The 13,644-nt window shown below is 46.8% G+C and carries 11 protein-coding genes; 3 read left to right on the top strand and 8 right to left on the bottom strand.

Features of this window, described 5'->3' with window-relative positions:
- Positions 1 to 304: 304 nt before the first annotated feature.
- A complete protein-coding gene (locus tag QUA42_RS17325; protein ID WP_246276752.1) occupies positions 305 to 466 on the bottom strand; it encodes a hypothetical protein in 162 nt (53 codons plus the stop codon).
- Between the two features lie 7 nt (positions 467 to 473).
- A complete protein-coding gene (locus QUA42_RS17320; RefSeq protein ID WP_333138558.1) occupies positions 474 to 1,472 on the bottom strand; it encodes a hypothetical protein in 999 nt (332 codons plus the stop codon).
- Between the two features lie 345 nt (positions 1,473 to 1,817).
- Here QUA42_RS17320 and QUA42_RS17315 point away from each other — a divergent pair, with 345 nt between their 5' ends.
- Positions 1,818 to 2,117, top strand: coding sequence for a helix-turn-helix domain-containing protein (locus QUA42_RS17315; protein ID WP_172187562.1), 300 nt, complete (start codon positions 1,818 to 1,820; stop codon positions 2,115 to 2,117).
- 111 nt (positions 2,118 to 2,228) lie between these two features.
- Here the strand turns inward: QUA42_RS17315 and arfB are convergent, their stop codons facing one another.
- Both arfB and QUA42_RS17305 read right to left on the bottom strand, forming a co-directional pair.
- Positions 2,229 to 2,642: an alternative ribosome rescue aminoacyl-tRNA hydrolase ArfB gene (gene arfB / locus QUA42_RS17310; RefSeq protein ID WP_190732410.1), complete on the bottom strand. Its 414-nt coding sequence runs from the start codon at positions 2,640 to 2,642 to the stop codon at positions 2,229 to 2,231.
- 72 nt (positions 2,643 to 2,714) lie between these two features.
- Positions 2,715 to 3,185 (bottom strand): restriction endonuclease, encoded by a 471-nt coding sequence (locus QUA42_RS17305; RefSeq protein WP_333138555.1) that lies wholly within the window; start codon positions 3,183 to 3,185, stop codon positions 2,715 to 2,717.
- Positions 3,186 to 3,532: 347 nt separating this feature from the next.
- Between QUA42_RS17305 and QUA42_RS17300 the strand changes: the two genes are divergently transcribed.
- Complete coding sequence (locus tag QUA42_RS17300) at positions 3,533 to 5,011, top strand: alpha-amylase (RefSeq protein WP_333138553.1); 1,479 nt, start codon at positions 3,533 to 3,535, stop codon at positions 5,009 to 5,011.
- A 66-nt stretch (positions 5,012 to 5,077) separates the two neighbouring features.
- On the opposite strand, the gene gnd is transcribed toward QUA42_RS17300, so the two are convergent.
- On the bottom strand, positions 5,078 to 6,532 hold the full coding sequence (gene gnd, locus QUA42_RS17295; protein ID WP_333138551.1) for a decarboxylating NADP(+)-dependent phosphogluconate dehydrogenase: 1,455 nt from the start codon (positions 6,530 to 6,532) through the stop codon (positions 5,078 to 5,080).
- A gap of 293 nt (positions 6,533 to 6,825) precedes the next feature.
- On the opposite strand from gnd, the gene QUA42_RS17290 reads away from it, so the two are divergent.
- Entirely contained in the window at positions 6,826 to 7,248 is a 423-nt protein-coding gene (locus tag QUA42_RS17290) for a hypothetical protein (protein ID WP_333068923.1), read from the top strand.
- Positions 7,249 to 7,377: 129 nt separating this feature from the next.
- Here QUA42_RS17290 and QUA42_RS17285 read toward each other — a convergent pair whose 3' ends face one another.
- From QUA42_RS17285 to QUA42_RS17275, 3 genes are all read right to left on the bottom strand, one after another.
- Complete coding sequence (locus tag QUA42_RS17285) at positions 7,378 to 7,974, bottom strand: Uma2 family endonuclease (protein WP_333138549.1); 597 nt, start codon at positions 7,972 to 7,974, stop codon at positions 7,378 to 7,380.
- Positions 7,975 to 8,452: 478 nt separating this feature from the next.
- On the bottom strand, positions 8,453 to 10,318 hold the full coding sequence (locus QUA42_RS17280; protein ID WP_333138547.1) for an ABC transporter ATP-binding protein: 1,866 nt from the start codon (positions 10,316 to 10,318) through the stop codon (positions 8,453 to 8,455).
- Between the two features lie 447 nt (positions 10,319 to 10,765).
- Entirely contained in the window at positions 10,766 to 13,102 is a 2,337-nt protein-coding gene (locus QUA42_RS17275) for a glycoside hydrolase family 31 protein (RefSeq protein WP_333138545.1), read from the bottom strand.
- Between the last annotated feature and the right edge of the window lie 542 nt (positions 13,103 to 13,644).

The following is a 13,644-nucleotide window of genomic DNA, read 5'->3' as shown; positions in this document are numbered from 1 at the left end:
AGGATTTCAAGTTGATTATTGGAAATGTCTTTTGAGTATAGTCGGAGAATAAAATGTTACGAATTTAGGGCTAGCCTAATGCTGCTTGGCCTAGATGTAGCAAAAGGCTCTGCTAAGGCATTGCTCCCCAAACCCCATAAAACATTGTTGACACCAACCCTCCGCCCACAACGCGGGAACTTTAAACTTGGCCCCACTGTTGGGAAATTCCGATCGCAATAGCAACTAATGCCGATCGCCCCCAGCCCACCAGTCCGCCAGTCCATCTCAGGACACGGCACCGCGCCGTGTCCTTAGCCGTAACTTATCGGCGACAGCCTTCGGCGATCGCTCTTAACACCGCTAGCCGCACTTCTGGATGAGATTTTTCCAGCCCGTTAGCCCGAAAAATCCAGTGTCCGCCGCCCGCGTGCTCGATCGCAATCTTCTGACCGTCAGGCAAAACTATTTGCCACCAATTCAACACAGTGGCTTTAATAAGGTGGCACTGAATTTCGTTCAGTTGAACCTCCATTAATTTCAGTTGACGCATGATTGGATTTTGGGCAGATGACTTCATGATTTTTCTCATTAAATGAATTCGACTGTTTCTCGGCTTTGATTTCAGCTTGCCGATTTTTTAACTTAACTTCAGCTTCAGAACTTTTCGCCTTAACTTCCCCTTCAGAACTTTTCGCCTTAACTTCCTTTTTACCACCTTTCGGCTCAACTTTCACTCCAAAACCTTTAGACTTAACTTTGCCTTGGGCAGAAGTTGAACTCTGTCCCGTTGCTGGCTTCTTAAACTCCGCGTCTAATTGGTCTAAAATCTCCTCTTGTTCGGGAGTATGTTCTGCTGGCCGCTCTAAGTTTCTGGGATTGTATTCGTCCACCAACCTTGCCAAAAATTCGGAAATTGACAGGCCGGCTGCGGCTGCTTTTTTCGTTAAAATGGCGTAAGTGTCGGTTTTAATCCGAATTTGTTTGAGCCGGAGGTTGGGATTGTTGTCAACTGTTTCGGCAATAGTTACTGCGGTAATCCTTTCTTTGGGTATGACATCAACAACTTCTTGCCACTTTTCCTGCAAAGGACTGTCGCCGTATTGGTCGGTGATTGCGTGTTTAAACAAAGGGACAACTTGAGCGACGCAGCTAGGCAAAATCTCAAATCCGGCTTTAATCAAGCGCAGGCAAATGCCAGCAGCTTTGATAATTTGCGTGCAGTAAAAATACTGCCTGCCTAATGCTTGTTCGCAGTAAGTTTTAAAAGTTTTGAACTTGTCTTTGTACAATCGCAGCTTTCGGATCGCGTCCAGCATGATTCCTTGACGCACGTAGTCTAGGAATCCCCTTTTAATTTCGCCTGTCAGGTAGTCTAAATCGTGAAAGGGAGATTGATTCTGGATTTCTTCTTCAAAGTCTAGCAGCGGGCCTGCAAAGTGAAAGTTGGAGGCGACATCGCCTAGGTAGAAGTTGTCAATTGATGTGGACATGATCTGGAATGGTTCGAGAAAGGGCACGATAGCACGGAAGCTGTGCGATCGCAAAGTAGAAGTTTTGGTCTGGATCTTTGATACAATTTTGAGTTGGACTGTGCTGTGAGGTCGATCGACCTTTTACATGGCATCACCTCCTCGGCGTTGAGGAAAAAGGGCTTGAGGTATGCGCCCTTGCCCCGAAAATACGCTTGGGTATGCAGGCACAATTGATAGACACTAAAAATAAGGCGGTCTTTCAAACCTGCATTTTGACGAAAGTAGGCTCGCCAGGGGGCCTTTGTTTGGTCGCTATACATGAAGTCTACTTCATCTAAAAAACCATGTCAAGAGGTTCGCTTCATGAAACAAACTTCATGTACTGTGGAAGAAAATTTGCAAGAAAAGGAGAAGTCTCCATTAAGGCTTCTCAGAGAACAAGCTGGCCTAACCCGCCCTCAAGTCAAACAACATATCGGCGTTTCTGAGCGGATGCAAGCTGACTGGGAATCAGGAAAGTCCATGCCAACTGTTGAAAACGTAGCTGCACTGGCTAACCTGTACCAGGTTTCTCTAAAAACTATGTTTGAGCTTTTAGGATTAGACGTAACTAAAATTCCCGATGACTTACCAAGTCGATCGCCCTCGCCTAACGACAACTAACCCGCAGGGGTTCGGAAATGTCTAGGGAAACGGGTTTGAGTCATGCACCCAAGCCCGGAAAATACAAACGCTATAACTAAAAACTCAGAAGCCCGATCGACCTTTCATCGCTCAATCCGTGACTTTCCCTCTCAGAGCTTTAATCTGGCCTCGCTTGGTTTTGCTGTCGAGACGCTTGCGCTGGGAACTACGAGTTGCTTTGCTGGGTTTGCGCCTTTTCGGTATGACGATCGCACTTTTAATCAGCTCTTGCAGCCGTCTCAAAGCCTCCTCCCGGTTTTGTTCCTGGCTGCGGTGTTCCTGGGCTTTAATCACAATCACACCTTCGGAGGTGATGCGCTGGTCGTTGATTTGCAACAAACGCTCCTTGTAGCGATCGGGCAATGAGGAAGCTGGGATATCAAAGCGCAAGTGAATCGCACTCGCCACCTTATTTACATTTTGCCCCCCCGCGCCTTGAGAGCGAATCGCACTAATCTCGATTTCGCGATCGTCCAGGAACACTGTATTAGAAATTTGTAGCATGATTCATCAGTGAGGTTAAAGATGATGGGAAATTAGTGCATCTTTTATATATAACTTAGTTTAGTATATAAGTTATTGACAATTTTTAGCTGTCAAGATGAATTCGATGATTTTTTTTCTATCCCATAACTCTACGTCGTTAGATTTAGCAAGATTGTAAGCATTTTCTGTAAATCTGTTGTTCGTAATTACTCTTCCTTTATTTCCTTTGTAATGTCTGACGGCTCCTGCTACTTCTTGAACTGCTTTAATCCCAACTGGATTTTTGCTTCTTTTCGCTTGAACCACGGTTTTGGAGCCATCTTTGTATAAAATTAAATCCGCCCCATAATCTTGACTATCTTGAGTTAAAGTCACAGTATAACCAAAGTTTATAAAATGAACCTCTAGAAATCTTTCAAACTCTTTTCCCGTCATTTCATCCACTTGCAGAATACCACTGTCTAATAAACGCTTTTTTTCCTCTTCTTCTTTCAATGTATCCAATACCGATGTCGCAATCACACCCAAAACGGCAGCGGCTCTTCCAATAAAAGATTTCATAAAATTAATTTTTTTTTTAAAGGAGTAGTTATGATGGTAGCAGATTGGCTCAGTATAGTTATCTACTAAGACCGCAAGTAAGATCACAAGCACATTGTGATCTTAATTACTGATTCTTTTAGATCCCCGATATTGAACTGGGGCTTTGTGTCTGCACTCAAGTTCAAGTATGGTTCAAAGAGTCAGGCGAAAGTCAAAAGATTTTATAGTAGAGAAATGTAACAAAACTTTAATCACACCCCAACCGGAGTTTTAGAAAAAATTAATGGGGAGACAGTGACAATGGGCAAGGCTGTAGCCTAAGATCGCCTTAAATTGTCAGTATCATCTCAAGGCAAGGGTGCAAAATGGCAGATATCAACGGCACGATGATGCAATATTTCCACTGGTACATTCCCGATCGAGGAACCCTGTGGGATGAGGTGAAAAACCAAGCGAAAGAATTGGCTGATGCGGGTTTTACGGCACTGTGGCTGCCCCCAGCGTACAAAGGAAGTGGCGGCAAAAGCGACGTTGGATATGGGGTTTACGACTTATTTGATTTGGGAGAATTCGACCAAAAAGGTTCTATTCGCACCAAATATGGTACTAAGCAGCAATATTTGGATGCGATCGCAGCCCTGCACAAATCTCAGATTCAAGTCTATGCCGATGTAGTTATCAACCACAAAATGGGTGCAGATGCAGCAGAGATATTTAAGGCAACTCCTTATCCTCACGACAATCGGCTACATCCCAAAGGTGGATTGCAAGAAATCAAAAGCTACACCCATTTTAACTTTCCCGGACGCAAAGGTAAATATTCCCCATTTGAATGGCACTGGTTGCATTTTGACGCAGTAGACTACAACGAGTACAATAAAGACGATCGCAGCACAGTCTATTTGGTAGAAGGGAGAATTTTTGATGACTATGTTGCCCTAGAAAATGGCAATTTTGCATATTTAATGGGGTGCGATCTGGATTTCCAGGATCAATGGGTACGAGATGAAATTACACGCTGGGGTAAGTGGTATCTCGACACAACAGGTGCCGACGGTTTCCGTGTAGATGCCATCAAGCACATATCGTCTTGGTTTTTTCCGGAATGGTTGGATGAAATGGAGCGATATGTCGGCAAAGATTTGTTTGTTGTCGGTGAGTATTGGGCACCAAATATCGATATCCTGCACTGGTATGTCGGTTCAGTTAAGGGCAAAATGTCAGTTTTTGATGTGCCGCTGCATTACAACTTTCATTACGCCAGCCAACAGGGCGGTAACTACGATATGCGGCGCATTTTAGACGGTACAATGATGCAGCAGCAACCGGCTCATGCAGTAACGTTTGTCGAAAACCACGACTCCCAACCGCTGCAAGCACTTGAATCTGTTGTAGAACCGTGGTTTAAACCTCTTGCTTATGCGATTATTCTATTGCGAAGAGAAGGTTATCCCTGCGTTTTCTACGGCGATTATTACGGTGCAGAATATGAAGACTGGGGGCGGGATGGCAATCGCTATAAGATTGTTATGCCCTCTCATCGATCGCTAATTGACAAGTTGCTCCATGCTCGCAAACACTTCGCCTACGGCCCTCAATATGACTATTTCGATCATTGGAATACCATTGGCTGGACGAGATTGGGCAATGGGAAACATCCACAAGCAATGGCAGTAATTATGAGTGACGGCCCGGAGGGTTCCAAGTGGATGGAAGTTGGTAAACCTCATGCTAAGTTTGTGGACTTAACAGGGCATATTCAGGAACCTGTTTCTACTAACGAGTGGGGTTGGGGCGAGTTTCGCTGTCAAGGCGGTTCAGTATCTGTGTGGATTCAGGAATAAGATCGGTTGGTAGTAATATTATTGTCTATTTGTAAGGTGCGCCGAAACGCACCCTACAAAAATTAATTAATCGGTAGTACCAGTTTGCAGCGATTCTTTAGCAGTCTGCGTCCACTCTGAGTGGAAGAATTCGCCGCGCGGTTTGTCGGTGCGCTCGTAGGTGTGAGCCCCGAAATAATCCCGCTGAGCTTGCGTGAGGTTTTGCGGCAATCTTTCGCGCCGGTAGCTATCGAAATAGTCCAGGGAGGCGCTAAATGCTGGCACTGCAATCCCCAGTTGGCAAGCAGTAGCTAACACGTCTCGCCAAGCCGATTGGCGATCGAGAATGCTCTGTTTGAACTCCGGCGCTAACAGCAAATTCGGCAGCGTGGGGTCGTCCTTGAAAGCTGTTTTAATCTTGTCCAAAAAGCCAGCCCGAATGATACAGCCACCTTTCCAAATTCGGGAAATTTCGCTCAAACTCAAGTCGTAATTGTACGACTTCGATGCCGCGCTCAACAGCGCCATGCCTTGCGCGTAGGAGCAAATCTTCGAGCAGTAAAGCGCATCCCGGACTTTGTTCACAAACTCTTTAGTATCGCCTTCGTACTTGCCGCTAGGCCCCGTCAGTTCTTGGGAAGCTTTGATGCGCTCGTCTTTGTAAGAAGACATGATTCTCGCATTCACAGCAGCGATAATTGTGGGAATGCTCACGCCCAATTCCAAAGCACTCATTACAGTCCAGCGACCCGTGCCTTTCTGACCGGCTGCGTCCATAATTACCTCAACTAAGGGTTGCTTAGTTTCCGGGTCGTTGTACTTGAAAATATTAGCCGTAATTTCAATCAAAAACGAGTTGAGTTCGTCTGTGGTATTCCATTCGGCAAAAACTTCCTGCAACTGCTGGCCGTTCAATCCACCAACGTTTTTGAGCAAATCGTAGGCTTCAGCAATGAGCTGCATATCCCCGTACTCAATACCGTTGTGAACCATCTTCACGTAGTGGCCGGCACCCCCAGGGCCGATGAATGTGACGCAGGGGCCGTCATCTACTTGAGCCGCAATTTTGGTGAGAATTGGCTCTAGTAGACCATAAGCAGTGCGGGTGCCACCGGGCATCAAGCTAGCACCGTTGAGCGCGCCTTCTTCGCCGCCGCTGATGCCCATGCCGACAAATCCCAGCCCCATCGATTCTAAATCTTTGGTGCGGCGTTCGGTGTCGTCGTAGAGCGAGTTGCCACCGTCAATAATCATGTCGCCCGGTGAGAGCATGGGTTTGAGCTGGTCGATGACCGCATCTACGGGTTTCCCAGCTTGCACCATGACTAAGATTCTGCGCGGGGTTTCTAGGGCATCGACGAATTCTGTCAGAGTCTTGGCGGCTACAATGTTCTTGCCGGGGGCGCGTAGGGCCATGAAGTCGTCGGTTTTGGCTGCTGTGCGGTTGTATACAGCCACGGAGAAGCCTCTGCTTTCGACGTTGAGCGCTAGGTTTTCGCCCATCACTGCTAGACCGATTAAACCAAAATTTTGCTTTGTCATGCTAATAACCCGCTTGTTGTTCCCGCTTGATGATAGGTTTGCGAGAGAGGAAAGCGAGGCGGGGTGTACCGCTTTCCGGTGGACTAAAAGTATTGGACAATAGACCTAGGAGGTTTAAGTTTATTTTTATATTCCCAGAATTGCTGTTTGGTAAATCAGTAGGGTTTTTTTAAGATTTAAGGGATATTAATGGCGCGGGCAGGTGATGATAAGGCAGGTATTATGTCGATCGCAGTAACGGTAGATACAAACAAGCGGACATTTTGAGGAAAATTGAGGAGACTGTTGTAACTATGGAAGATTTGCAGTATCTCGCGGCCTGGGTAAAGGAGCAACACGCTCGCGAGTATATTTTGACTTGGCTGCTGAGTCAACAGGGGCTGTGGTGGTCGGATGGGGATATTTATCAGGCCGTTTTGCAAAAGTCGGGAAAGCTTTTGAAAGCTTATGTTCAAAAAAGGCAAGCGGGAGAGTTATTTGAGGGAATTTCTGAGAAGTTGGTGGGAGATGATAATTGGGATGATTTGGCGGCGAGTTTGGCGCGGATTGTTGCGGTTTATCAAGAGGAATTATCGCATTTGCAAGAGCGCGATCGCAAGGGGGATGGGGTAAAAAAAAATTTGATTAGCCAACCGTTGACTGGAGATCCTTTGCCGCTTTTGGAGGTGCAGCAAGCTTTGCCCGATCCTTATGCGGATACCTTGACGGGGAGATAATTGCTCATCATTTTTGTGGATGGAGGCTCATCTCAGAAACCGGGTTTCTTCCCTTATTTCTCGTACTCAACCCAAATTGTCACAGAAACCCGGTTTCTCGCTACTTGGGCGACAGTTCTGGATCTAGATTCAAGGATTGAGAATAGGTGTAAGATCTAGAAGAAATCCGGGAAGTACATCTTCACCCGAAAGTGTAGGCGGTTGGTCAAAAGAGAAATTAATCACTTCTGCTACATCTTCAGACAACCGATAGATTTCTACTAAAGGCGTTTGGGGGTCAATTAGCCAACCTAAGCGACAGCCGTTAGTTCGATAATACCGCATTTTAGCCCGCAATGTTTCTAGGGAATCACTTTGCGAACGCAATTCTATTACAAAGTCCGGGCACAGGGGAGGAAATTTGCGCTTATCTTCTGCGGATAATGCTTCCCAACGTTCTAGGAGTACCCAAGCTGCATCAGGGGAACGCTTCGCACCGTTGGGTAATTGAAAGACGGTGGAAGAGGCAAACACTTTTCCCAATCCAGTCTGACGATTCCACAAATTTAGGTCTGTAGTCAACTCGGAATTTCTAATGCCGCTTTCGCCGCCTGTTGGAGGCATAATAATTAGTTCTCCTTCGGGGGTTTGTTCTAATCGCCACTCTTCATTAGCGATGCACAATTGATAAAATTGTTCGTCGGTTAAAGCGACGGCGGCAGGTAGGTTGAGAGTTATAGTTTCCATCGTTGATATTATCGCCAACTAGGTTGGTTTTATTATAGTCGATCGCACTTTCCGACAATTTTCTCAAAAAGCTCGCATTCAACAGTAAAAGAGGTATTTCTGCTTTACCTCGAAGGCTAGATCCCCCTAAATCCCCCTGAAGAAGGGGGACTTTGAATCGAACTTTTGTCCCCTCGTTAAGAAGCGGGAATTTGTATTTGACTATTGTCCCCCCCTTTTTAAGGGGGGCTAGGGGGGAATCGAGACTTTGCCACAAAACAAAGGAGATTAATCAATCATAAATTTCTCTCGCACAATCATCCCAGAAACCGGGTTTCTTCCGATATTTATCGTACTCAACCCACATTATTCGCACAAACCCGGTTTCTCGCCACGCAGCGGCACAAAGGCGATCGTGAGGGCGGGTTTATATAGATTGTTTGTGGGAATTCAAGATGGTTGATGAACCCGCGCCTATGGGAATTCTGTTAATATAACTCTAAATGTAACTGCTAGCTTGACGGGTGAACATCGCACAATAAATTCCGTTTGATGCTATCAATTCGTCGTGAGTTCCTATTTCTGCTATTTTACCGTTTTCCATGACGGCGATACGATCGGCAATTTTGGCTAATCCCAATCTGTGACTGATGACTATTGTTGTTTTCCCGGCGGCTATTTGGCGGAAGATGCTGTAAATTTCGTGTTCTGTCTTGGGGTCTAGGGCGGCGGTTGGTTCGTCAAAAATTAGCACTTCGGCTGTAGAAAGCCGCATTAAGGCGCGGGCGATCGCAATTCTTTGCCACTGTCCCCCCGATAAGTCGATGCCGTCTTCTAATTGTTTCCCCAATGGTGTTTCTAAACCTTGCTCTAAACTGTTGACTTTAGCTGCAATTCCTGCTTCGGAAATAGCTTCGTTAATTGCGGTGTCATCCGAGAGTGAAAGCAAGTCGCCGAAACCGACGTTTTCGCGGACTGTGGAGGGGAAACGGGCGTAATCTTGCATAACTACGGCGATGCGCGATCGCACGTATGCTAGAGAGTACGATCGCAAATCTTTGCCGTTCCAGTCGATCGTACCACTTGTCGGGTCGTACAGGCGACCGAGGAGTTTGCCAAGGGTTGTTTTACCCGCGCCATTTTCACCAACAAGCACTAGCATTTCACCCGGATTAATGGTTAAGTTGATATTTGCGATCGTGCTTTTATTGCTACCGGGATAGCAGAAAGATAAATGCTTAATCTCGATGCCAACTTTATCTTTTGTGGGGCGGGCATCTTGCCTGCTATCTGGTAAACTAGGCAGGCGAGACGCCACATCTCCAAGCGGAGACTGCAATTCTGGTTTGAGTTCCAACAGTTGAAAAATCGGGCTAACGCCGAGGGAAATATCGTACAAATTAGTATAATTGCCAATCAATAATTGCAAACTTTGCTCCACCTGGACAATCAAACCAGAATAAAGCGCCACATCCCCCAAAGTATAGCGCCCTCCCAAAGCTCCCATTACCACATAAACAAATGGCAACGCTACTCCTATTCTACTAAACACTGACCAGAAAAGTACAACAATTGCTCCTTTTTTTCGGATGCGTTGCATCTCGCTAAAAAACTGCAAAAACTGACTTTGCCAGCGTTTGAGCCAAACTTCCTGCAAGCCAAACAAACGCAATTCTTTAGCGTATTCTTCCCCCGTCAATACTCTAGCGGATAAGTTCATCTCGCGGGTAATTTTAGCTTGCTTTTTTTGAACTCTCCAGATGATTCGGCTATATTTTCTTTTGATGTAAATTGATGGAGATGATGAAATCAACATCAGGACTGGCACCCACCAAGCTATGGTAGCAGCAAGGCTAATAGATGGAATAAATATAAAAATTCCCGTGATGGTCATGCTGAGGGTAAATGCTAGTTGCTGTATTTTGGATACTCCGGTTTTTGCGAGTTCTACAATATTTAATAGTTCGGGGTTTTCAAACAGGGCGATATCGTCGAAATTGGCGACTTTTTCGAGGACTTTTCCTTCGACAAAGCCTTGAACGCGATCGCGCAACGATGTCGCAGCAAAAGAGCTCATTGTTTCCAGGGAGTCGCCGACTAACTTGAGACTTAAGACTCCGCCAATACTCCACAGCAATATTGGGTGGGAAAGCATCAAAGCAAAGGGCTGTGCTGTTTGGGTTTGCGACAGCAACCGAGATACTTCATCAATGATTAATTTATCTAAAAATAGGACGGCAGAGGGGGCACCACCGCGGATAATGTTGAGTAATATTAAATTGCGGAGTTCTATTGGTGCGGCTTTGATTATCAGGCCCAAGCTGCGCCACAGAGCTTGGAATGTGGTAATTTGGATCGGTTGCATTATTTGTGAGTAGGTGCCGGGTCTAGTCATCCCCGGACGGTATATTATAACAGTAGTTGTCAAGTAATATGGTTTCCTAACAATTAGGCCGGCAGGAATTTAAATTCCTGCCTCATAGCTAAAGTCCTCTAAAGAGGACTGTTGGTTAATATTTACAATTTGAGTCTGTTAGCTTCGTTTAAACAAAAGTGCCGCTCAATATGTACAGGATTTACATCAAGCCGGCTAGCCTGTTTCTTCAGTCCACTTCACTGGACTTGAGCTGTGAGACGGGGGTTTTAACCCCCGGCGGGTGAGTGGGAAAGCGGCAAATATCTCACATCTTGCACCATTCTCAAGAACAGGCAAGATGCCTGTTCCACAAAGAAGGAATTTCTTGTGGGGTGGGCATCCTGCCCGCCCAGAAAAATCTTATTAAAAAGGGCGCAACATCTCAGAAATATCAAACTATCCAAATGTCAAACGCCGCGACGTACCGTCATCTGTAAATCGCTGTTCGCCAACGCCAACAACTTCCACAATAACTTCGCGTTCAGAAATCGAAAATTGACCCTCGCGCGCGGCAATTTCAACGATGATTTTTTCCCCTTCCAAATACACCTTGTAATTAGTCGTTGCCCAGACACCTTGTTCGTGTTCAAAACTGTGTCCGTCGTCTTCATAAAGCGTCCATTCACCGCTTCCGGGCCAAATTCGCATTTTTAATGACTCAAGCGGTTCTTCGCTGACAAATTGCCTCACAGGTGCGATCGCAATTATGCCCCCGGCCCGCACGTAAAGCGGCATTCTCTCCAAAGGTGCATAAGCTAAAATGTGCGTCGGGCCCTGATAGCATTCGCCCGTCCACCAATCAAACCAAGTCCCCTCCGGCAAATACACAGCGCGGTGTTCAACTCCCGGCCGGTAAACGGGTGCAGCCATCAGCGACGGGCCGAGCAATACTTGATCGTAAAGGTGATAAGTTGCCCGATCGCGCGGAAATTGATATAGTAACGGTCGCAAAATCGGTGTTCCCGTCGTCGCAGCTTCCCAAAACAAGGTGTAAATGTAAGGCAACAACTGATAGCGCAAATTCATGTATTCGCGGCAAATCTTCTCAGTGCGATCGCCAAAAACCCACGGTTCGTGTTGGGCCGTATTTATCGCCGAATGACCGCGCATCAAGGGATACAGCATTCCCACCTGCATCCACCGCGCGAACAATTCAGCGGTTGCATTCTCCGCAAAACCCCCGATGTCGCAACCGACAAACGCCACGCCGGAAAGCCCCATATTGCAAAGCATCGGTAGCGACATTTCTAAGTATTCCCACTGCGATAGATTGTCGCCCATCCATACCGACGAGTAACGCTGAACGCCCGCAAAACCCGATCGCGTCAGCACAAAAGATCGCTCGCCCGATCGCACTTTTTGCAACCCTTCCGAACAAGCTTTCGCCATCATCAACCCATACAAATTGTGCGTTTCCGCGTGGGTGGCGCCCTCGGATTCCGGGCCTTGCGGTGCATCCAGCGGAAACCAGACGTGTTGGTGGCCGTCGCCAAAAGGTCGTTCTGCGATCGAAGGTTCGTTCATGTCGTTCCAAATCCCCGCAACCCCCATATCTGTAAGGTTTTTGTGCAATTCGCCCCACCACTGGCGCACCTCTGGCCGCAGGAAGTCGGGAAACACCGCTTTTTCGGGCCAAACGTAACCGTGGAATAGCCTTCCCTCTGCGGTGCGGACGAAATAGTCATTTTCCACACCCTCATCGAATACTTCATAATCTCCTTCCGGTTCGTACTTGACACCGGGATCGACAATCGTGACAACCTTAAAACCGGCTGCTTTCAAGTCTGCGAGCAGTTTCGCGGGATCGGGGAAACGCTTCGGGCTCCAGGTAAAAATGCGGTAGCCGTTCATATAGTCGATATCGAGGTGGATGACATCGCAGGGAATCGCCCGATCGCGAAATTCCTTCGCCAACTCCCGCACAACGTCCTCGGAGTCGTAGCTCCAGCGGCATTGGTGGTATCCCAGCGCCCATTTTGGCGGAAGCGGCATCCGGCCGGTTAACTGCGTGTAGGTGGCGAGAATTTGGGCGGGTTCTGGGCCGTAAATGATGTAGTAATCGAGTTCCGGGCCTCTGGTTTCCATCCGCAAAACCCCCGGTTGTTGGGCGCCGATGTCGAACTGACTCCAAAATGTAGTGTTGAAAAAGAGGCCGTAAGCGCGATCGGGATTCAGGGCGATGTAAAATGGGATCGCCTGGTACATTTCATCGGTGAGGGAATTGTAGTCAAGCGCGTCTATTGTCCAGTGTGTCTTGACTTCGGAGAGTTTGTCGAGAAAGCCGGTGCGTTCGCCGAAACCGTAGAAGTGTTCGTCTGCTTCGATGCGTTTCCAGCCTGCGGTTGCGCCGGTGCGCCATCCCATACTAGGAGCGCAGTCGCTAGCAAAGGGTTTTCCCGATTTGTCAAAGCACTCAATTGCAGAGCTAGATCGCTTGACAGAAATCAATATTTGTGATGTTTCAATTTCTATCTTTTCGTCTGTTTCTCGCACTTCAAAGGGTACAATTTCCCACTCTTCGTCAGGGACAGTTATTGACTGCGATCGGCTTTTGAATTCACCTGTCGGGGACATTCGCACTCTGATTAAATTCGGCGCGAGGATGCTGAGGTTTAGGGAAGTTTCACCGCAATTAAAGTGAAAGGTGCGATCGGTTTTAGTTATGGATTCTACCGAACCGATTGTTGACCAAGGCTGTTCGGTTTTTTGAAGTTTTCCGAAGTATTGTGGCATCTACTCTGACTCGAAATATTATCGATTTTGGTCTGAGCAGTTAAGGGTTGTCATCTGGCAAAAGGCTGAACTAAGTAAATGGGCCTAATTAAACCTAAAGCTATCTCGGTGTTAGAGCCCCGACTGCTTTAAAAAGTCGGGGCTCACTGTGGGTGTGAAGTGGGCTACTTACAGGCTATTCTGTTTTTGATTGGATAGAAACTGATGGCAAAGAAGAAGAGCGAGCAACAAAAGGCTAGTAGATCATTTAGTGGATGGCTTTCGCGAAATTCCTTAATTTCGTCCTTAATTTGGCCTATTACTCTTTTCATTGGTTTTTTCCTCCTTTGTCGCCGTCATCGGTAGACAGGCTTTTTGATTTTGTTGATCGCTTACTCGCCACGTAAACGATGAACGGTCTAGCCAGATCCGCAAAGCTTTTTGCATTTGCCAACCAATCCCTCCCTTCCGGGGAGAAGCTTTTGGATCTCAGAAACAAAAGAATTGATTTTTGCCCTAATGATCGATAGCTATATTCTAGACGGGTTTTCAGGGACCGTCCT

Origin of the sequence: Microcoleus sp. Pol11C2 (assembly GCF_036701505.1) — a bacterium.
GTDB lineage: Bacteria > Cyanobacteriota > Cyanobacteriia > Cyanobacteriales > Microcoleaceae > Microcoleus.
Note: the sequence above shows the minus strand (reverse complement) of the source record. Positions and strands in the feature narration are given on the sequence as shown.